The 17,354-nt window shown below is 48.5% G+C and carries 32 protein-coding genes; all 32 read left to right on the top strand.

The genetic code is table 11. From position 1 onward, the window contains the following. Nucleotides 1-75 (top strand): EF-Tu C-terminal domain-related protein (locus AC07OI_RS25930; protein ID WP_201785588.1); only part of this gene is annotated, 75 nt, incomplete at its 5' end. Nucleotides 76-207: 132 nt separating this feature from the next. Then, complete coding sequence (gene rpsJ / locus AC07OI_RS25935) at nucleotides 208-525, top strand: 30S ribosomal protein S10 (RefSeq protein WP_110255911.1); 318 nt, start codon at nucleotides 208-210, stop codon at nucleotides 523-525. Between the two features lie 223 nt (nucleotides 526-748). Continuing rightward, a complete protein-coding gene (gene rplC, locus AC07OI_RS25940) occupies nucleotides 749-1,405 on the top strand; it encodes a 50S ribosomal protein L3 (protein WP_110255912.1) in 657 nt (218 codons plus the stop codon). A 3-nt stretch (nucleotides 1,406-1,408) separates the two neighbouring features. After that, nucleotides 1,409-2,032, top strand: a complete 624-nt coding sequence (gene rplD / locus AC07OI_RS25945) for a 50S ribosomal protein L4 (protein ID WP_422976189.1) — start codon at nucleotides 1,409-1,411, stop codon at nucleotides 2,030-2,032. Further along, nucleotides 2,029-2,343, top strand: coding sequence for a 50S ribosomal protein L23 (gene rplW / locus AC07OI_RS25950; RefSeq protein ID WP_110255914.1), 315 nt, complete (start codon nucleotides 2,029-2,031; stop codon nucleotides 2,341-2,343). Before rplD ends, rplW begins: the two co-directional genes overlap by 4 nt. A 2-nt stretch (nucleotides 2,344-2,345) precedes the next feature. Next, complete coding sequence (gene rplB, locus AC07OI_RS25955) at nucleotides 2,346-3,173, top strand: 50S ribosomal protein L2 (RefSeq protein ID WP_186950513.1); 828 nt, start codon at nucleotides 2,346-2,348, stop codon at nucleotides 3,171-3,173. A 10-nt stretch (nucleotides 3,174-3,183) separates the two neighbouring features. Further along, nucleotides 3,184-3,459, top strand: a complete 276-nt coding sequence (rpsS, locus tag AC07OI_RS25960; protein WP_110255916.1) for a 30S ribosomal protein S19 — start codon at nucleotides 3,184-3,186, stop codon at nucleotides 3,457-3,459. Nucleotides 3,460-3,465: 6 nt separating this feature from the next. Further along, the gene (gene rplV / locus AC07OI_RS25965; protein ID WP_174244915.1) at nucleotides 3,466-3,798 is read left to right on the top strand and encodes a 50S ribosomal protein L22; all 333 of its coding nucleotides are present in this window, start codon (nucleotides 3,466-3,468) and stop codon (nucleotides 3,796-3,798) included. A 9-nt stretch (nucleotides 3,799-3,807) separates the two neighbouring features. Beyond that, nucleotides 3,808-4,641 carry a 30S ribosomal protein S3 gene (gene rpsC, locus AC07OI_RS25970; RefSeq protein WP_110255917.1) on the top strand — a complete coding sequence of 278 codons (834 nt, stop codon included), beginning with the start codon at nucleotides 3,808-3,810 and terminating at the stop codon, nucleotides 4,639-4,641. 2 nt (nucleotides 4,642-4,643) lie between these two features. After that, entirely contained in the window at nucleotides 4,644-5,063 is a 420-nt protein-coding gene (rplP, locus tag AC07OI_RS25975; protein WP_110255918.1) for a 50S ribosomal protein L16, read from the top strand. A gap of 12 nt (nucleotides 5,064-5,075) precedes the next feature. Continuing rightward, the gene (gene rpmC, locus AC07OI_RS25980; RefSeq protein ID WP_110255919.1) at nucleotides 5,076-5,267 is read left to right on the top strand and encodes a 50S ribosomal protein L29; all 192 of its coding nucleotides are present in this window, start codon (nucleotides 5,076-5,078) and stop codon (nucleotides 5,265-5,267) included. Beyond that, nucleotides 5,267-5,539 (top strand): 30S ribosomal protein S17, encoded by a 273-nt coding sequence (rpsQ, locus tag AC07OI_RS25985; RefSeq protein WP_110255920.1) that lies wholly within the window; start codon nucleotides 5,267-5,269, stop codon nucleotides 5,537-5,539. The genes rpmC and rpsQ overlap by 1 nt, the downstream gene beginning before the upstream one ends. 239 nt (nucleotides 5,540-5,778) lie before the next feature. Continuing rightward, complete coding sequence (rplN, locus tag AC07OI_RS25990) at nucleotides 5,779-6,147, top strand: 50S ribosomal protein L14 (protein WP_006464924.1); 369 nt, start codon at nucleotides 5,779-5,781, stop codon at nucleotides 6,145-6,147. Nucleotides 6,148-6,156: 9 nt separating this feature from the next. Then, nucleotides 6,157-6,471: a 50S ribosomal protein L24 gene (rplX, locus tag AC07OI_RS25995; RefSeq protein WP_110255921.1), complete on the top strand. Its 315-nt coding sequence runs from the start codon at nucleotides 6,157-6,159 to the stop codon at nucleotides 6,469-6,471. Nucleotides 6,472-6,475: 4 nt separating this feature from the next. Beyond that, on the top strand, nucleotides 6,476-7,015 hold the full coding sequence (gene rplE, locus AC07OI_RS26000; protein ID WP_492705329.1) for a 50S ribosomal protein L5: 540 nt from the start codon (nucleotides 6,476-6,478) through the stop codon (nucleotides 7,013-7,015). 7 nt (nucleotides 7,016-7,022) lie between these two features. Continuing rightward, on the top strand, nucleotides 7,023-7,328 hold the full coding sequence (rpsN, locus tag AC07OI_RS26005) for a 30S ribosomal protein S14 (RefSeq protein WP_110255923.1): 306 nt from the start codon (nucleotides 7,023-7,025) through the stop codon (nucleotides 7,326-7,328). Between the two features lie 14 nt (nucleotides 7,329-7,342). Next, nucleotides 7,343-7,738 (top strand): 30S ribosomal protein S8, encoded by a 396-nt coding sequence (rpsH, locus tag AC07OI_RS26010; protein WP_110255924.1) that lies wholly within the window; start codon nucleotides 7,343-7,345, stop codon nucleotides 7,736-7,738. A gap of 10 nt (nucleotides 7,739-7,748) precedes the next feature. Beyond that, nucleotides 7,749-8,282, top strand: a complete 534-nt coding sequence (gene rplF / locus AC07OI_RS26015; protein WP_110255925.1) for a 50S ribosomal protein L6 — start codon at nucleotides 7,749-7,751, stop codon at nucleotides 8,280-8,282. A gap of 12 nt (nucleotides 8,283-8,294) precedes the next feature. Then, the gene (rplR, locus tag AC07OI_RS26020) at nucleotides 8,295-8,657 is read left to right on the top strand and encodes a 50S ribosomal protein L18 (protein ID WP_110255926.1); all 363 of its coding nucleotides are present in this window, start codon (nucleotides 8,295-8,297) and stop codon (nucleotides 8,655-8,657) included. A gap of 12 nt (nucleotides 8,658-8,669) precedes the next feature. Then, nucleotides 8,670-9,188, top strand: a complete 519-nt coding sequence (gene rpsE, locus AC07OI_RS26025) for a 30S ribosomal protein S5 (RefSeq protein ID WP_110255927.1) — start codon at nucleotides 8,670-8,672, stop codon at nucleotides 9,186-9,188. Nucleotides 9,189-9,198: 10 nt separating this feature from the next. Further along, nucleotides 9,199-9,378: a 50S ribosomal protein L30 gene (gene rpmD / locus AC07OI_RS26030; RefSeq protein WP_110255928.1), complete on the top strand. Its 180-nt coding sequence runs from the start codon at nucleotides 9,199-9,201 to the stop codon at nucleotides 9,376-9,378. A gap of 28 nt (nucleotides 9,379-9,406) precedes the next feature. Beyond that, nucleotides 9,407-9,838: a 50S ribosomal protein L15 gene (rplO, locus tag AC07OI_RS26035; protein WP_110255929.1), complete on the top strand. Its 432-nt coding sequence runs from the start codon at nucleotides 9,407-9,409 to the stop codon at nucleotides 9,836-9,838. Nucleotides 9,839-9,863: 25 nt separating this feature from the next. Continuing rightward, a complete protein-coding gene (secY, locus tag AC07OI_RS26040; RefSeq protein WP_110255930.1) occupies nucleotides 9,864-11,201 on the top strand; it encodes a preprotein translocase subunit SecY in 1,338 nt (445 codons plus the stop codon). Nucleotides 11,202-11,224: 23 nt separating this feature from the next. After that, nucleotides 11,225-11,443 carry a translation initiation factor IF-1 gene (gene infA, locus AC07OI_RS26045; RefSeq protein ID WP_005663428.1) on the top strand — a complete coding sequence of 73 codons (219 nt, stop codon included), beginning with the start codon at nucleotides 11,225-11,227 and terminating at the stop codon, nucleotides 11,441-11,443. A 33-nt stretch (nucleotides 11,444-11,476) separates the two neighbouring features. Then, entirely contained in the window at nucleotides 11,477-11,590 is a 114-nt protein-coding gene (gene rpmJ / locus AC07OI_RS26050) for a 50S ribosomal protein L36 (protein ID WP_014004415.1), read from the top strand. A 28-nt stretch (nucleotides 11,591-11,618) separates the two neighbouring features. Further along, nucleotides 11,619-11,984 (top strand): 30S ribosomal protein S13, encoded by a 366-nt coding sequence (gene rpsM / locus AC07OI_RS26055; protein ID WP_186950499.1) that lies wholly within the window; start codon nucleotides 11,619-11,621, stop codon nucleotides 11,982-11,984. Between the two features lie 31 nt (nucleotides 11,985-12,015). Further along, entirely contained in the window at nucleotides 12,016-12,420 is a 405-nt protein-coding gene (rpsK, locus tag AC07OI_RS26060; protein WP_110255932.1) for a 30S ribosomal protein S11, read from the top strand. A gap of 250 nt (nucleotides 12,421-12,670) precedes the next feature. Continuing rightward, the gene (rpsD, locus tag AC07OI_RS26065) at nucleotides 12,671-13,294 is read left to right on the top strand and encodes a 30S ribosomal protein S4 (protein ID WP_110255933.1); all 624 of its coding nucleotides are present in this window, start codon (nucleotides 12,671-12,673) and stop codon (nucleotides 13,292-13,294) included. A 104-nt stretch (nucleotides 13,295-13,398) separates the two neighbouring features. Next, on the top strand, nucleotides 13,399-14,376 hold the full coding sequence (locus tag AC07OI_RS26070; RefSeq protein WP_110255934.1) for a DNA-directed RNA polymerase subunit alpha: 978 nt from the start codon (nucleotides 13,399-13,401) through the stop codon (nucleotides 14,374-14,376). 124 nt (nucleotides 14,377-14,500) lie between these two features. Next, nucleotides 14,501-14,896, top strand: a complete 396-nt coding sequence (gene rplQ, locus AC07OI_RS26075) for a 50S ribosomal protein L17 (protein WP_110255935.1) — start codon at nucleotides 14,501-14,503, stop codon at nucleotides 14,894-14,896. Nucleotides 14,897-15,157: 261 nt separating this feature from the next. Then, the gene (gene cutA / locus AC07OI_RS26080) at nucleotides 15,158-15,487 is read left to right on the top strand and encodes a divalent-cation tolerance protein CutA (RefSeq protein WP_495259215.1); all 330 of its coding nucleotides are present in this window, start codon (nucleotides 15,158-15,160) and stop codon (nucleotides 15,485-15,487) included. Further along, nucleotides 15,484-17,337: a protein-disulfide reductase DsbD gene (dsbD, locus tag AC07OI_RS26085; RefSeq protein WP_492705346.1), complete on the top strand. Its 1,854-nt coding sequence runs from the start codon at nucleotides 15,484-15,486 to the stop codon at nucleotides 17,335-17,337. The genes cutA and dsbD overlap by 4 nt, the downstream gene beginning before the upstream one ends. Nucleotides 17,338-17,354: the final 17 nt, after the last annotated feature.

A 17,354-nucleotide genomic window follows, 5' to 3' on the forward strand; every position in this document is an offset into this window, starting at 1 on the left:
GAAGGCTTGCGCTTCGCTATCCGTGAAGGTGGTCGTACAGTCGGTGCTGGCGTTGTTGCTAAAATCATCGAGTAATATCTGCCGTAATTTGTAGTATACTAGTTGGCTGTCGTATTGAATTTAATGCGGCAGCCAATTTAGTTTTCGCTCTTTATTAAATATGCCGGCGGCTCTGCCGTACCTGGCTCGCTCTTTATAGGAATGAACATGTCCACACAAAATCAAAAAATCCGTATCCGTCTGAAGGCTTTCGATTACAAACTGATCGATCAGTCCGCTCTGGAAATCGTAGAAACAGCCAAGCGCACTGGCGCTGTTGTTAAAGGCCCGGTTCCTTTGCCTACACGTATCCAGCGTTTCGACGTACTGCGTTCCCCGCACGTGAACAAAACTTCCCGTGATCAATTTGAAATCCGTACTCACCAGCGTTTGATGGACATCGTTGACCCAACTGACAAAACAGTTGACGCGTTGATGAAGCTCGATCTGCCAGCTGGCGTTGACGTAGAAATCAAACTGCAATAATTCTTATTGATTTGAAAATACTGATGCAAATTAGTATTCTCAGAAAAATACTGAAAATTCGACATACCACAATTTTTCGAAAATTCAAATAAATTAGTCTTGTAAATAAAAAATTTGCGGGCTATAATCGAAGGCTTAGATGTAGGTCAGCTTCGGCTGGCCTATTCGTTTAAGTTTTTTAAACATCAGCCTCACCCAATCGTAGGTGAGAATGGAGAAAACAATGAGCTTGGGCCTAGTTGGTCGCAAGGTTGGTATGATGCGCATCTTTACAGATGATGGGGATTCAATTCCTGTTACTGTTCTGGACGTATCCAACAACCGCGTGACGCAAGTCAAAACTCCTGAAACAGACGGTTACTCCGCTGTTCAGGTAACTTTCGGTCAGCGCCGTGCATCCCGCGTAACAAAAGCGGCTGCCGGTCACCTCGCAAAAGCAGGTGTTGAAGCTGGTACTGTATTAAAAGAATTCCGTATTGATGCTGCTAAAGCTGCTGAATTGAAAGCAGGCGATGTTGTGCCTGTTGGTATGTTCGAAGCTGGTCAAAAAGTAGACGTGCAAGGCGTAACGATTGGTAAAGGCTATGCCGGTACTATCAAACGTCACCATTTCTCTTCTGGTCGTGCAACTCACGGTAACTCCCGTTCGCATAATGTACCTGGTTCTATCGGTATGGCGCAGGATCCAGGTCGTGTATTCCCTGGTAAGCGCATGACTGGTCATCTGGGTGATGCAACTCGCACTGTGCAAAATCTGGAAATCGCTCGCGTAGATGCAGAGCGTCAGTTGTTGCTGGTGAAGGGTGCCGTGCCGGGTGCAAAAAATGGTCAGGTGATTGTATCTCCTGCTGTTAAAGTTAAAGCCAAGAAGGGAGCCTAATCCATGGAACTGAAGCTCCTAAACGAACAAGGTCAAGCAGCGTCGAACGTAGCCGCTCCTGATACTATCTTTGGTCGTGACTACAATGAAGCCTTGATCCATCAAGTCGTCGTTGCATTCCAAGCCAATGCTCGTAGCGGTAATCGCAAACAAAAAGATCGTGAAGAAGTCCATCACACAACCAAGAAGCCTTGGCGTCAAAAAGGTACTGGTCGTGCACGTGCTGGTATGTCTTCTTCTCCATTGTGGCGTGGCGGTGGTCGTATATTCCCGAACACACCTGATGAGAATTTCTCTCACAAAGTTAACAAAAAGATGTATCGCGCAGGTATCTGCTCGATCCTGTCTCAGTTGGCTCGTGAAGGTCGTTTGAATGTGGTTGACGATGTTACTGTTGACGCACCTAAGACAAAACTGTTGTCCGAAAAACTGAAGGCAATGGGTTGCCTGGATTCCGTCCTGATCATCACTGACGAATTCAATGAAAACCTGATGTTGGCAGCGCGTAACCTGGCAAACGTACTGGTTGTTGAACCACGTTATGCTGATCCAGTTTCTTTGGTGTTCTACAAGAAAGTGTTGATCACCAAGCCAGCACTGGCAAAGATTGAGGAGATGCTGGCATGAGCGCACAAGTCAAAATTAGCGAAGAACGCCTGATGAAGGTGTTGCTGGCTCCTGTTATTTCTGAAAAAGCAACTATGGTTGCTGAAAAGAATGAGCAAGTGGTTTTCCTGGTTATGCCAGATGCAACCAAGCCAGAAATCAAAGCTGCCGTCGAATTGCTGTTCAAAGTACAAGTTGAATCCGTACAAGTAGCAAATCGCCAAGGTAAACAAAAACGTACCGGTAAATTTAATGGCCGCCGCAATCATACAAGACGCGCTTTTGTATGCTTGAAGCCAGGTCAGGAAATTAACTTCACTGAGGGGGCATAAGCATGGCACTCGTTAAGATGAAGCCAACCTCACCAGGTCGTCGTGGTATGGTGAAGGTGGTGACAGAAGGCCTGTACAAAGGTCGTCCGTTCGCTGCTTTGTTGGAAAAGAAATCAAAAACTGCTGGCCGTAATAACAACGGTCACATCACTACCCGTCATATCGGTGGTGGTCACAAGCAGCATTATCGTCTGGTTGACTTCAAACGCAACAAAGATGGTATCCCTGCAAAAGTAGAACGTATTGAATACGATCCTAACCGTACAGCGCACATTGCTTTGTTGTGCTACGCGGATGGTGAACGTGCATACATCATTGCCCCTAAAGGTATGGCTGCTGGTGATCAGGTCATGAACGGCTCTCAAGCGCCGATCAAATCTGGTAACTGCTTGCCTATCCGTAATATCCCGGTCGGTACAACTATGCATTGCGTAGAAATGCTGCCAGGTAAAGGTGCTCAGATTGCACGTACAGCTGGTGCTGGCGTTGTCCTGATGGCACGCGAAGGTACTTACGCTCAGGTTCGTCTGCGCTCCGGTGAAGTTCGTCGTATTCATATCGAATGCCGCGCGACTATCGGTGAAGTAGGCAACGGTGAGCATAACCTGCGCAAAATCGGTAAAGCTGGTGCAATGCGTTGGCGCGGTGTTCGTCCTACCGTTCGCGGTGTGGTCATGAACCCGGTTGATCACCCGCACGGTGGTGGTGAAGGTAAAACTGCAGCCGGCCGTCATCCAGTATCACCATGGGGTCAGCAAACCAAGGGTAAGAAGACTCGTCGCAACAAGCGCACTACTTCGATGATCGTCTCACGCCGTGGCAAGAAATAAGGGATAAAACATGACACGTTCATTGAAAAAAGGGCCGTTTTGCGACGCCCACCTGGTGAAGAAAGTCGAAACCGCGCAAGCGACTAAAGACAAAAAGCCAATCAAGACTTGGTCCCGTCGTTCGACAATTATGCCGGACTTCATCGGTTTGACCATTGCGGTTCATAACGGTAAGCAACACGTACCAGTTTATGTTTCCGAAAACATGGTTGGTCACAAGCTCGGCGAATTCGCGCTGACCCGTACGTTCAAGGGTCACGCTGCCGATAAAAAGGCTAAGAGATAAGGACCGATGATGGAAACTAAAGCAAATTTGCGCGGTGTGCGTCTGTCTGAGCAAAAAGGTCGCCTGGTGGCTGACCTGATTCGCGGTAAAAAAGTAGATCAGGCATTGAATATCCTGGCATTCAGCCCTAAAAAAGGTGCTGCGATCATCAAGAAAGTGTTGGAGTCTGCAATTGCAAACGCCGAGCACAATGATGGCGCGGATATCGACGAGCTGAAAGTAAAGACTATCTATGTCGAAAAAGGTGCGATTCTGAAGCGCTTCACAGCACGCGCTAAGGGTCGTGGTGATCGTATCTCTAAACAATCCTGTCACATTTATGTGACCGTTGGTAACTAAGGAGTCACGATGGGACAGAAGATACATCCAACCGGTTTTCGTTTGGCAGTAACACGTAACTGGTCTTCTCGCTGGTATGCTGGCAATGGTAACTTTGCCACTATGCTCATCGAAGATCTGAAGGTACGTGAATACCTGAAGAAGAAACTGAAAAACGCGTCTGTAGGCCGCATCGTTATTGAGCGTCCTGCTAAAAACGCACGCATCACGATATACAGCTCCCGTCCAGGCGTTGTGATCGGTAAAAAAGGCGAAGACATTGAAGTATTGAAAGCCGACTTGTCGAAATTGATGGGCGTGCCAGTGCACGTCAACATCGAAGAAATTCGCAAGCCAGAAATCGATGCTCAACTGATCGCTGATTCTATCGCTCAGCAACTGGAAAAACGCATCATGTTCCGCCGCGCCATGAAACGTGCGATGCAAAATGCAATGCGTTTGGGCGCTCAAGGTATCAAGATCATGTCTGGTGGTCGTTTGAACGGTATCGAGATCGCACGTAAAGAATGGTATCGCGAAGGCCGTGTGCCTCTGCATACTCTGCGTGCTGACATCGACTACGGCTTTGGCGAAGCATCCACAACTTACGGCATTATTGGCGTAAAAGTATGGGTCTACAAAGGCGATCGTTTGGCAAATGGCGATGCGCCTGTTATCGAATCGACACCGGAAGACGACAAAAAACGTCGCGGTCCACGTCGTGATGATGGCAAGCCAAATAGCCGTCCACGCGCCAAGCGTCCAGAAGGACAAACACCGACGACCGGCGCAGCAGCCCCGGCAGCCAAGCGCGTACGCGCAAAAGCTGACGCTGCAGCACCGGCTGAGAAAGCAGGAGAATAATCATGCTGCAACCAGCACGCAGAAAATATCGCAAGGAACAGAAAGGCCGTAACAAGGGTATCTCGCATACTCGTGGTACAGCAGTTTCCTTCGGTGAGTTTGGCTTGAAGGCAGTTGGTCGTGGTCGTATCACAGCGCGTCAGATTGAAGCAGCGCGTCGTGCAATGACTCGTCACATTAAACGCGGTGGCCGTATCTGGATCCGCATTTTCCCGGACAAGCCAATTTCCCAGAAACCAGCGGAAGTCCGTATGGGTAATGGTAAAGGTAATCCTGAGTACTACGTTGCCGAGATTCAACCAGGCAAAATGCTGTACGAAATGGATGGTGTCGATGAGACGCTGGCACGCGAAGCGTTCCGCTTGGCTGCAGCTAAATTGCCGCTGTTGACAACGTTCGTCGTCCGTCAAGTCGGCCAATAATAGGAGTTGTAAATGAAAGTATCTGAACTCCAAGGTAAGGATCAGGCGGCTTTGACCAAAGAACTGAATGAATTGTTGAAGGCACAATTCAGCCTGCGTATGCAAATCGCTACGCAACAGCTGACTAATACTTCTCAATTGAAGAAAGTTCGTCGTGACATCGCACGTGTGAAAACCGTCATGAACCAGAAGGATGCCAAATAATGAACGATCAAGTTAAAGTCGCACTGAAGCGCACATTGATTGGCAAGGTTGTCTCCGACAAGATGGACAAAACCGTAACAGTGGTTGTTGAACGTCACGTCAAGCATCCTTTGTATGGCAAGATCATCGTCCGTAGTGCAAAGTACCACGCACACGATGAAGCGAACCAGGCAAAGGCCGGCGACACCGTTGAAATTCAAGAAGGTCGTCCTATCTCCAAGACTAAAGCTTGGACAGTGACACGTGTGGTTCAAGTCGCACAAGTAGTATAAATTTATTGCACAAATAGTTTTTTGGTGTAATAATGATGGGCTGTCATTTGCAAGGTATGCGAGTGACAGCCTAAATGTCTTTCATAACGCCCTCTTGTTGTGAAAGTGGTTAAAAAATCGTCCACCTAATCAGTTGGCTCGTGCATTGTAGGTTATGTAGGGGTTAGCTGGCGGGACCAAGACTGACTACAAATTTGCATTGTGCAAGTTGTGTGGATTAAGTTGGGAAAGAGAACATTATGATTCAAACAGAAAGCCGGCTGGAAGTGGCTGACAATACTGGTGCGCGCGAAGTTTTGTGCATTAAAGTGTTGGGCGGTTCCAAGCGTCGTTATGCGGGTATTGGTGATGTAATTAAAGTCACTGTTAAGTCTGCTGCTCCGCGCGGTCGTGTAAAAAAAGGTGAAATTTACAACGCCGTTGTCGTGAGGACAGCTAAGGGTGTTCGTCGTCAAGATGGCTCGTTGGTCAAATTTGATGGCAATGCTGCAGTATTGTTGAATGCAAAACTTGAGCCTATCGGTACTCGTATTTTCGGCCCAGTAACACGCGAACTGCGTACTGAGCGCTTTATGAAAATCGTGTCTTTGGCTCCAGAAGTGCTGTAAGGGGTCGTGATGAACAAAATTCGTAAAAACGACGAAGTCATCGTCTTGACGGGTAAAGACAAAGGTAAGCGCGGTCAGGTGCAAGTTTGCATCGATAGCGATTACGTTGTTGTTGCAGGTATTAACGTCGCTAAAAAAGCTGTTAAGCCTAACCCAATGACTGGCGCAGTAGGTGGCATCGTGGATAAAGTGATGCCGATTCATGTGTCGAATGTTGCATTGTTTAATGCAGCGTCTGGCAAAGCAGACCGTGTAGGCTTCAAGGTAGTGGATGGCAAGAAAGTCCGTATCTATAAGTCGACTGGCGAAGTTGTGAAGGCATAACATCATGGCCCGTCTACAAGCAATATATAAAGATAAAATCGTTGGTGAACTGACTGAAAAGTATGCGTACAAATCAGTCATGGAAGTTCCACGTATCTTGAAAATCACCCTGAACATGGGTTTGTCTGAAGCAATTGCAGACAAAAAGATTATTGAGCATGCAGTTGGTGACCTCACCAAGATTGCTGGTCAAAAACCAGTAGTTACCAAAGCTCGCAAAGCGATCGCTGGTTTTAAAATCCGTGAAGGTTATCCAATTGGTTGTATGGTAACTTTGCGTGGCGCTCAGATGTATGAATTCCTGGACCGTTTCATCACTGTGGCTCTGCCACGTGTACGTGACTTCCGTGGTGTTTCTGGTCGTGCGTTTGATGGTCGTGGTAACTACAATATCGGTGTCAAGGAACAGATCATTTTCCCTGAAATCGAATACGACAAGATCGACGCGTTGCGTGGTATGAATATCAGTATCACGACATCAGCAAAGACCGACGAAGAAGCGAAAGCGCTCCTCGCCGCATTTAAATTTCCGTTCAGAAACTGAGGTCGCCATGGCAAAACTGGCACTGATTAATCGTGAGCAAAAGCGTGCAGACCTGGTGAAGAAATTCGCTGGTAAGCGTGCCGAATTGAAGGCCATCATTGATGACCAATCAAAGACTGAAGAAGAGCAGTACGCTGCCCGTCTGAAGTTGCAGGCCTTGCCACGTAACTCCAATCCGACCCGTCAGCGTAACCGCTGCGCATTGACTGGTCGCCCACGTGGCACATTCCGTAAATTCGGTTTGGGCCGTATTAAACTCCGTGAAGTCGCCATGCGTGGTGAAATCCCGGGTATGACTAAAGCCAGCTGGTAATAGGAGAATAAGCAATGAGTATGAGCGATCCTATCGCCGATATGCTGACCCGCATCCGTAACGCACAAGTTGTTCAAAAGACTGTCGTCGCGATGCCGTCCTCCAAAGTAAAGATCGCAATTGCGAACGTACTTAAAGACGAAGGTTACATTGAAGATTTCGCAGTTTCTGAAACTGCAGGTAAGTCCGAATTAAAAATCGGCTTGAAATATTACGCAGGACGTCCTGTGATTGAACGCTTGGAACGTGTATCACGTCCAGGTCTCCGTATTTACAAAGGTAAAGACGAGATCCCAAGTGTCATGAACGGTTTGGGAGTGGCGATCGTTTCCACACCACAAGGCGTCATGACTGACCGCAAAGCGCGCGCAACCGGTGTCGGTGGCGAAGTGATTTGCTACGTCGCCTAAGGAGTGAAAGATGTCTCGAGTAGGTAAGATGCCAATCGCTTTGCCGGCAGGTGCTGAAGTCACCATTTCGACAGAGCAGATTACAATTAAAGGCCCACAGGGCGTGTTGTCTCAAGCCTTGAACGGCCTGGTGACAGTTGCGAACGACAATGGCACTTTGAGTTTTTCCCCAGCAAATGATGGTCGTGAAGCCAATGCGATGAGCGGTACCCTGCGTGCCCTGGTCAACAACATGGTTAACGGCGTCACTAAAGGTTTCGAAAAGAAACTGAATCTGGTCGGTGTTGGTTACAAAGCGCAAGCTCAAGGCGACAAATTGAATTTGTCTCTTGGTTTCTCGCACCCGGTTGTTCACGCAATGCCAGCTGGCGTTACATGTGCAACACCAACTCCAACTGAAATCCTGATCAAAGGGATTGATAAGCAAAAAGTTGGTCAGGTTGCCGCTGAAGTTCGTGCATACCGCAGTCCAGAGCCTTATAAAGGCAAAGGCGTTCGCTATGCGGACGAAGTGGTTGTGATTAAAGAAACCAAGAAGAAGTAATAGGGGTTGACGATGGACAAGAAACAATCACGTCTGCGCCGCGCACGTCAAACCCGTGCCAAGATCGCAGAACTCAAAGTGAACCGCCTGGCCGTGCATCGCACAAACCTGCACATCTATGCAAACATCATTGGCCCAGACGCCAAAGTGTTGGCATCTGCCTCTACAGTAGAAGCAGAAGTACGTGCAGAGTTGGCTGGCAAGTCTGGTGCAGGCGGCAACGCTGCTGCAGCAAGCTTGATCGGCAAACGTGTTGCAGAGAAGGCAATCAAAGCAGGGGTTACCGAAGTTGCGTTTGACCGCTCCGGTTTCCGTTACCACGGTCGCGTCAAGGCGCTTGCAGAAGCAGCCCGTGAAGCTGGCTTGAAGTTCTAAGGAAAATTTGTCATGGCAAAAATGCAAGCAAAAACAGCAGCCGACAAGCCGGATGATGGCATGCGCGAAAAAATGATCGCGATCAACCGCGTGACCAAAGTGGTCAAGGGTGGTCGTATCATGGGTTTCGCGGCGCTGACAGTCGTTGGTGACGGCGATGGCCGTATCGGTATGGGCAAAGGGAAATCGAAAGAAGTTCCAGTTGCTGTACAAAAAGCGATGGAAGAAGCACGTCGTAAGATGATCAAAGTGACTTTGAAGAACGGTACTCTGCAACACACCGTTACTGGCAAGCACGGCGCGTCTTCCGTCATGATTTCTCCAGCAAAAGAAGGTACTGGCGTTATCGCTGGTGGTCCAATGCGCGCGATTTTTGAAGTAATGGGTATTGTAAACGTCGTGGCGAAATCCAACGGCTCCACAAATCCATACAACATGGTTCGTGCAACTTTGAATGGTTTGGCCAAGATGAGTACTCCATCTGAAATCGCTGCAAAGCGTGGCAAAACTGTTGAAGAAATTCTCGGTTAAGGAGCACCTCATGTCTAAGACAGTAAAAGTGCAATTGGTTAAAGGTTTGATCGGCACACGCCAGGATCACCGTGCAACTGTACGTGGCCTGGGTCTGCGTCGTGTTAATTCAGTTTCCGAATTGGAAGACACGCCATCCGTACGTGGCATGATCAATAAAGTCTCGTATCTTGTGAAGGTTGTATCGTAAGCCGTCAGGTTTGCGATCGGAGCAAATTATGGAATTGAATACAATCCAGCCAGCTGATGGCGCAAAACACTACAAACGTCGTGTTGGTCGCGGTATCGGTTCAGGCTTAGGTAAAACAGCGGGTCGCGGTCATAAAGGCCAAAAATCCCGTTCAGGCGGCTTTCATAAAGTCGGTTTTGAAGGCGGTCAGATGCCTCTGCAACGTCGTTTGCCAAAACGTGGTTTTAAATCACTGGCAACACCGTACAAAGCAGAAGTTCGCCTGACAGATCTGGAAAACCTGCCAGTGACAGAGATCGACGTTTTGGCTTTGAAACAAGCCGGCGTAGTTTCTGAGCTCGCACGTGTAGTCCGTGTGATCTTGTCTGGTGCTATCACCAAGAAAGTTTCTTTGAACGGCTTGATCGTCACTAAAGGCGCTAAAGCTGCAATCGAAGCTGCTGGTGGCACAATCGCTTAATTAAAGCAGACAACCGGAGCATTAATTGGCAACATCTCCACAACAAGCTAAAAGTGCTGCAAGCGGGTTTCCCTGGGGGCGACTCTGGTTCTTGCTGGCGGCACTGGTTGTCTACAGGATTGGTGCACATGTTCCTGTACCGGGTATAGACGCCAAAGTACTGGAAGATATGTTCAAACAAAACCAGGGTGGTTTGCTGGGTATGTTTAATATGTTCTCCGGTGGTGCGATGCAAAGATTCACTGTATTCGCCCTGGGTATCATGCCGTATATCTCTGCGTCTATCATCATGCAATTGATGTCGATAGTCTCTCCGCAGTTGGAAGCTCTCAAAAAAGAGGGCGAATCCGGCCGTAGAAAGATCACGCAATTTACACGGTATGGCACTGTGGTTCTGGCCTTAATCGAAAGTTACTTTATCGCATTTGGTCTGGAAGGTCAGGCCGGTCTGGTACTTGATCCTGGCATGGCATTTCGTTTAACGACGGTATTGTCGCTGGTGACGGGCACCATGTTCCTGATGTGGTTAGGTGAGCAAATCACTGAGCGCGGTCTGGGAAATGGTATTTCGATCATCATTTTCGCCGGTATCGCAGCAGGTTTGCCTGGTGGCCTGAGTAATTTGTTTGAACTGGTTCGTACCGGTCAGATGAGTAACTTTGCTGCACTGGTTATCTGTGTTGTTGTACCTGCAGTAACGTTTGCGGTAGTGTATGTTGAGCGTGGTCAACGCAAGATACTGGTGAACTATGCAAAACGTCAGGTTGGTAACAAGATTTATGGTGGTCAAAGCAGTCATTTGCCACTGAAGTTGAATATGGCTGGTGTAATTCCTCCTATTTTCGCTTCTTCCATTATCTTGTTCCCAGCGACGATTACCAGCTGGTTTACCAAGGGTGCAGAATCTTCAACAAGTGGTTTTATCACTTTCCTGAAGGATCTGGCAGCGTCGATGGCGCCTGGTGAACCTATACACGCTTTGTTGTATGCAATAGCGATCATTTTCTTCTGCTTTTTCTATACCGCTTTGGTATTCAACAGCAAAGAAACCGCTGACAACTTGAAGAAAAGTGGTGCTTTTGTTCCCGGGATACGTCCTGGTGACCAGACCGCACGCTATATCGACAAGATTTTGATGCGTTTGACGCTAGCAGGTGCGATTTACATTACGCTGGTTTGTCTGTTGCCAGAATTTTTGATTGCGAAGTGGAAAGTACCATTTTATTTCGGCGGAACGTCTCTGCTGATTATCGTGGTGGTGACCATGGACTTTATGGCGCAGGTACAGAACTATGTTATGTCCCAGCAATATGAATCGCTTCTTCGTAAAGCAAATTTCAAGGGCGGGATTCCTTCGAGGTAATCGCCCAGGGGACAGCAGATCGAATGGCAAAAGACGACGTTATACAGATGCAGGGCGAGATTCTTGAGAATCTTCCGAATGCAACATTTCGAGTTAAGTTGGAAAACGGGCATGTTGTACTTGGCCATATTTCAGGGAAGATGCGAATGAACTATATTCGTATTCTTCCAGGTGATAAGGTGACAGTGGAATTGACGCCTTATGATTTGAGCCGGGCGCGAATAGTGTTCCGTACCAAGTAAATTTAAAATGAACTAGAAGGAAAGAGGGCAAAAATGAAAGTTCTCGCATCAGTTAAGCGGATCTGCCGCAACTGCAAAATCATCAAGCGCAAGGGTGTTGTTCGTGTTATATGCACAGAACCACGCCATAAGCAGCGCCAAGGTTAATTTAACGTTATTGAACGAGGAATAACGAATGGCACGTATCGCAGGGGTTAATATCCCAAATCATCAGCATACCGTAATCGGCTTAACAGCTATCTATGGTATTGGCCGTCCACGCGCACAGAAAATCTGTGACGCAACAGGTGTTTTGACCAATAAAAAGGTTAAAGATCTGGATGACAACGAACTCGAGAAGCTTCGCGACGAAATCGGTAAATTTATCGTCGAAGGCGACTTGCGTCGTGAACTGTCCATGAACATCAAACGCTTGATGGACTTGGGTTGCTACCGTGGTCTCCGTCATCGTAAAGGCTTGCCTTGCCGTGGCCAACGTACACGCACAAATGCGCGTACTCGTAAGGGTCCACGTAAAGCAGCGCAATCTTTGAAGAAATAATCCAGGCTAGCCCGGATCCAAGGAAAACATTATGGCAAAAGCTCAAAATAACGCTGCAGCAGCACGTGCGCGTAAGAAAGTTAAAAAGAACGTTGCAGAAGGTATTGCTCACGTTCACGCTTCTTTCAACAACACCATCATCACGATCACTGATCGTCAAGGCAATGCGTTGTCTTGGGCAACTGCCGGTGGTGCTGGTTTTAAAGGCTCACGTAAGTCTACTCCATTTGCAGCGCAGGTCGCAGCAGAAGCAGCAGGCAAAGTGGCTGTTGAATGCGGCATCAAAAATCTGGAAGTTCGTATCAAAGGCCCAGGCCCAGGTCGCGAATCTTCAGTACGCGCTTTGAACAATCTGGGTATCAAGATCTCCCTGATTCAAGACGTTACTCCAGTTCCACATAACGGCTGCCGCCCTCCAAAGCGTCGTCGTATCTAAGTTGGAACTCTAGGCTGCTTATTATTTAAGCGCCTTAGACAAGCAGATTCATTCTCTGCTGGCATTCTGGCGGAATCTCCGTTAGAATGCAGACCCGCCATTTCGTTGGCGGGTTTTGTGTTGTGGAAATTTCAGAGTACAAAAAAATAAATCAAAGGCATAGCCTTTGTTGTTAAGACCACCGTCTGGTTGCAGGCAGATCAGACTAGCGTAGTGTAGAAAACATTGCGTCATTTACAAGGAAAACATCGTGGCACGTTATATCGGACCAAAAGCAAAACTTTCCCGTCGCGAAGGCACGGACCTGTTCTTGAAGAGCGCACGCCGCTCCCTGGACTCTAAATGCAAACTGGACGCAAAACCAGGTCAACATGGTCGCACTTCTGGTGCTCGTACCTCTGACTACGGTAACCAATTGCGCGAAAAGCAAAAAGTTAAACGTATGTACGGCGTTTTGGAACGTCAGTTCCGCCGCTACTTCGCTGAAGCTGACCGTCAAAAAGGCAACACAGGCGAAACACTGTTGAAATTGCTGGAATCCCGTCTGGACAACGTTGCTTACCGTATGGGCTTTGGCTCCACACGCGCTGAAGCACGTCAGTTGGTAAGCCACAAAGCATTCACAGTCAACGGTATCGTTGTCAACATCGCTTCTTACCAGGTTAAAGCTGGTGACGTAGTTGCTGTTCGTGAAAAAGCGAAGAAACAAGTTCGTATCGCTGAAGCTCTGTCCCTGGCAGAACAATCCGGCATGCCTTCATGGGTAGCTGTTGATGCGAAAAAACTGGAAGGTACTTTCAAGTCCATGCCAGATCGTAGCGATATCGCTCACGATGTCAACGAATCCCTGATCGTTGAATTGTATTCTCGTTAATATTCAAGTTTCACCGCCTGCCTGTTTTACTACAGGCAGGCTTTTTTCTTTAATGCCGTCAGCCTTATCGGTGTAACGAACCGAGGGTATTGAAAAGGACATTCATGCAAAACAATCTGTTAAAACCACGTATTATCGATGTGGAAATGTTGGGTGCCGGTCACGCTAAAGTCGTGATGGAACCGTTTGAACGTGGCTATGGCCACACACTGGGCAACGCATTGCGTCGCGTACTGTTGTCCACTATGGTTGGTTATGCACCGACTGAAGTTGTGATCGCTGGTGTAGTTCATGAATACTCTTCCCTCGATGGCGTGCAAGAAGACGTCGTTGACATCCTGTTGAACTTGAAAGGCGTAGTCTTCAAGTTGCACAACCGTGATGAAGTCACGCTGACATTGAAAAAAGATGGCGAAGGCGCAGTATTGGCTTCCGACATCGATCTGCCGCATGACGTAGAACTGATTAACCCAGATCACGTTATCGCCAATCTGACAGCCGGCGGTAAGCTGGACATGCAGATCAAGGTAGAAAAAGGCCGTGGCTATGTGCCAGGTAACGTTCGTCGCTTGTCTGAAGATGCGAACAAAACCATCGGTCGTATGATCCTGGATGCGTCTTTCTCTCCAGTACGCCGTGTTTCTTACGCTGTGGAATCTGCCCGCGTTGAACAACGTACTGATCTGGATAAACTGGTTATCAATATTGAGACCAATGGCGTTATCTCTCCTGAAGAAGCAATCCGTCAATCTGCCCGCGTGCTGGTTGATCAATTGAATGTCTTCGCTGCACTGGAAGGTACTGAAGCCGCTGCTGAAGCTCCATCCCGCGCACCTGCAGTTGATCCTGTCCTGTTGCGTCCAGTCGATGATCTGGAACTGACAGTACGTTCAGCCAACTGCCTGAAAGCAGAAAATATTTACTACATTGGTGATCTGATCCAACGTAGCGAAAATGAACTGTTGAAGACACCAAATCTGGGTCGCAAGTCTTTGAACGAAATCAAAGAAGTTCTGGCTTCCCGTGGTTTGTCTTTGGGCATGAAACTGGAAAACTGGCCACCTGCTGGCCTGGAAAAATAATTTTGTATGACGGGTCGGCTGAGACAGCCTGCCCGTTTTTTAACCGTAGTAAAAATAATTACCGGCCCGCGATAAGTCCGCTTATCGATAGAAGAGCTGGCATTTAAATCTGAAAGGAAATACCATGCGTCATCGTCACGGCTTACGTAAGCTGAATCGTACTTCTTCCCACCGTCTGGCAATGCTGCGCAACATGACAGTATCCCTGTTGCGTCACGAAGCCATCAAAACAACTTTGCCAAAAGCCAAAGAACTGCGCCGCGTTATCGAGCCGATTCTGACTTTGGGTAAAACAGACACACTGGCTAACAAGCGTCTGGCTTTCTCCCGTTTGCGCGACCGCGAAATGGTAGTCAAGCTGTTTGCTGAACTGGGCCCACGTTACGCAAATCGTAACGGCGGCTACCTGCGCATCCTGAAAATGGGTTTCCGCGTCGGCGACAATGCTCCTATGGCATACGTTGAACTGCTGGACCGTCCAGAAGGCGTAGATGCAGCTGATGCACCAGTTGCTGAGTAATTAGCATATTTGGGCGTCATGCCCAGACTGCTTGAAACTTAAAAAAGCCGTTCAGTGTAAACTGAACGGCTTTTTGCTTATGAGCGTGCGCTTTGGATATGATAGAGCTTATGCTTATCTGCACACTGAAGGAAGCACTCAGGCAATTTACTGCCGGACATTTATCTTGCAGTATGCAGTAATGCGCTTGTTGTACGCCCGACCAATCATCATGCAGGTTTTATCAAGCTCAATGACATTGCCGGCGAATATGGGGTAGCGATGGATAATGACAATCTGATCCTGGTACTGACTAATCTGCCAGACCGCGAAATGGCCAAAAAGCTGGCCAGTCTGATCGTTGCCGAAAAATTGGCTGCCTGCGTGAACATTTCTGCTGATATATTGTCCATCTACAACTGGGATGGTGAGCAACAGGCTGACACTGAAGTGCAATTGATGATCAAGACCCGGCAAACATGTTACGCCAGGCTGGAAGCACTGATATTGAGCCAGCACCCCTATGATCTACCCGAAATAATAGCCATCCCTCTGGTAGCCGGATTACCGGCTTATCTGGACTGGGTGAGAAAAGAAACCGAAACGCCATGAATGCCTCAACTCCGCTGTTTTCTGCACACATGCCAGTAAGGCTACAGAATCTCCGTATATCGCAGCTATGGCGTTTGTGCGCCTTGGTGTTTGCCATACTGTTTGCGTCGCTATTGACCCCTTTCGCTGGTGCAGAAGACTTCCTTGATCCCGAAGAAGCTTTCAAAGTATCTGCCAGAATGGTGGAGCCAGGCATGGCCGAAGTCACTTTTACGATAGCAGATGGCTACTACCTCTACCGCGAACGCTTTAAATTCAGCTCAGACGATGCCAAAATCGGTGACATAGCCATGCCCGCAGGCAAGGTCAAGTTTGATGAAACCTTTCAGAAAGAAGTCGAGACTTACCGTAAGTCCCTGGTGGTGCGCGTGCCAGTGCAGGCTGCAGCAGATTTCACCTTGAAGATAGGGCGCCAGGGCTGTGCTGACGGTGGCTTGTGTTATCCACCACTGGAAACTCCGGTTAAATTGCAGATCGCCGGCAGTAGCGCTGCAGGTACGCAGGCAGCAACAAATGTAAGCGCCAACTCTGCTGCCAGTGCTGGTACAGAAGCCAATGGAAAGGCCACAGAGGCCAGCCGTGACGAAGAAACCAGCAGCATCAGTGCTGCGCTAAAGAGCGGCAGGCTGGTTCTCATCCTGCCATTGTTTCTGCTGCTTGGTCTGGGTTTGTCTTTCACTCCCTGCGTTTTGCCTATGGTGCCTATCCTGTCCTTCATCATCGTGGGCGAAGGTACGGGCATCAAGCGTAGCCGTGGCTTCCTTCTGTCCTTGTGTTATGCCCTGGGTATGGCGCTGGTGTACACCGCACTTGGTATTGCTGCTGGCCTGGTTGGTGAAGGTCTGTCGGCGACTTTGCAAAATCCCTGGGTACTGGGTGCATTCGCTTTGCTGATGGTGATACTGTCGCTGTCCATGTTCAATGTCTATCAATTGCAAGTGCCCGCCGCCTTGCAAACCAAGTTGACGGTGGCTTCAGAAGGTCAACGTAATGGTAAGTTGCTTGGCGTGTTTGTCATGGGTGCCATTTCAGCACTGATCGTCGGCCCTTGCGTGGCTGCACCATTGGCGGGTGCTTTGGTATATATCAGCCAGACCCGTGATGTTGTCGTTGGTGGTTCTGCCCTGTTTGCCATGGCGATGGGCATGAGTGTGCCTTTGTTGCTGGTAGGTATCTCGGCTGGCAGCCTGTTGCCACGTGCTGGCATGTGGATGGAAAGCATCAAGCGCTTCTTTGGTGTTTTGATGCTGGCCATGGCCTTGTGGATGATCAGTCCAGTGATACCTGTCTGGTCACAAATGCTGGGCTGGGCCATCTTGCTGATCGCCTATGCCAGCTATCAATTATTCTTCCAGCGTAGCGGTATGTTTGCCAAGGGAGTGTCTGTCATATTCTTCCTCCTGGGTGCTGTACAACTGGTAGGTGTTATCACAGGTGGCCGCGATGTATTTTCTCCTGTTGCCCACTTGTACGGCGGCAGTACGGAACATGTGAAATTCACCCGTGTGCGTAGCATCGCCGAACTCGATGCTGCCGTGGCGCAATCCAAAGGCAAGACGGTCATGCTGGATTTTTATGCTGACTGGTGTGTCTCCTGTAAAGAAATGGAAAAATTGACTTTCCCTGAAACCAAGGTCAAAGCCCGGCTGGACAATATGCTCCTGCTGCAAGTCGACGTCACGGCTAATAACGCTGACGACAAAGCCTTGCTGAAACGCTTTGGTCTGTTTGGCCCGCCAGGCATTATCTTCTTTGACGCTCAGGGTAAAGAAATCCAGGGGCAGCGGGTGATCGGTTATCAGAATGCAGATAAGTTCCTGCAATCATTGAATCGTGCAGAAGGAAAATAAGGCATATTCGAAGAATG

The sequence above is a fragment of the Undibacterium sp. GW821-FHT07F11 genome, assembly GCF_059418665.1.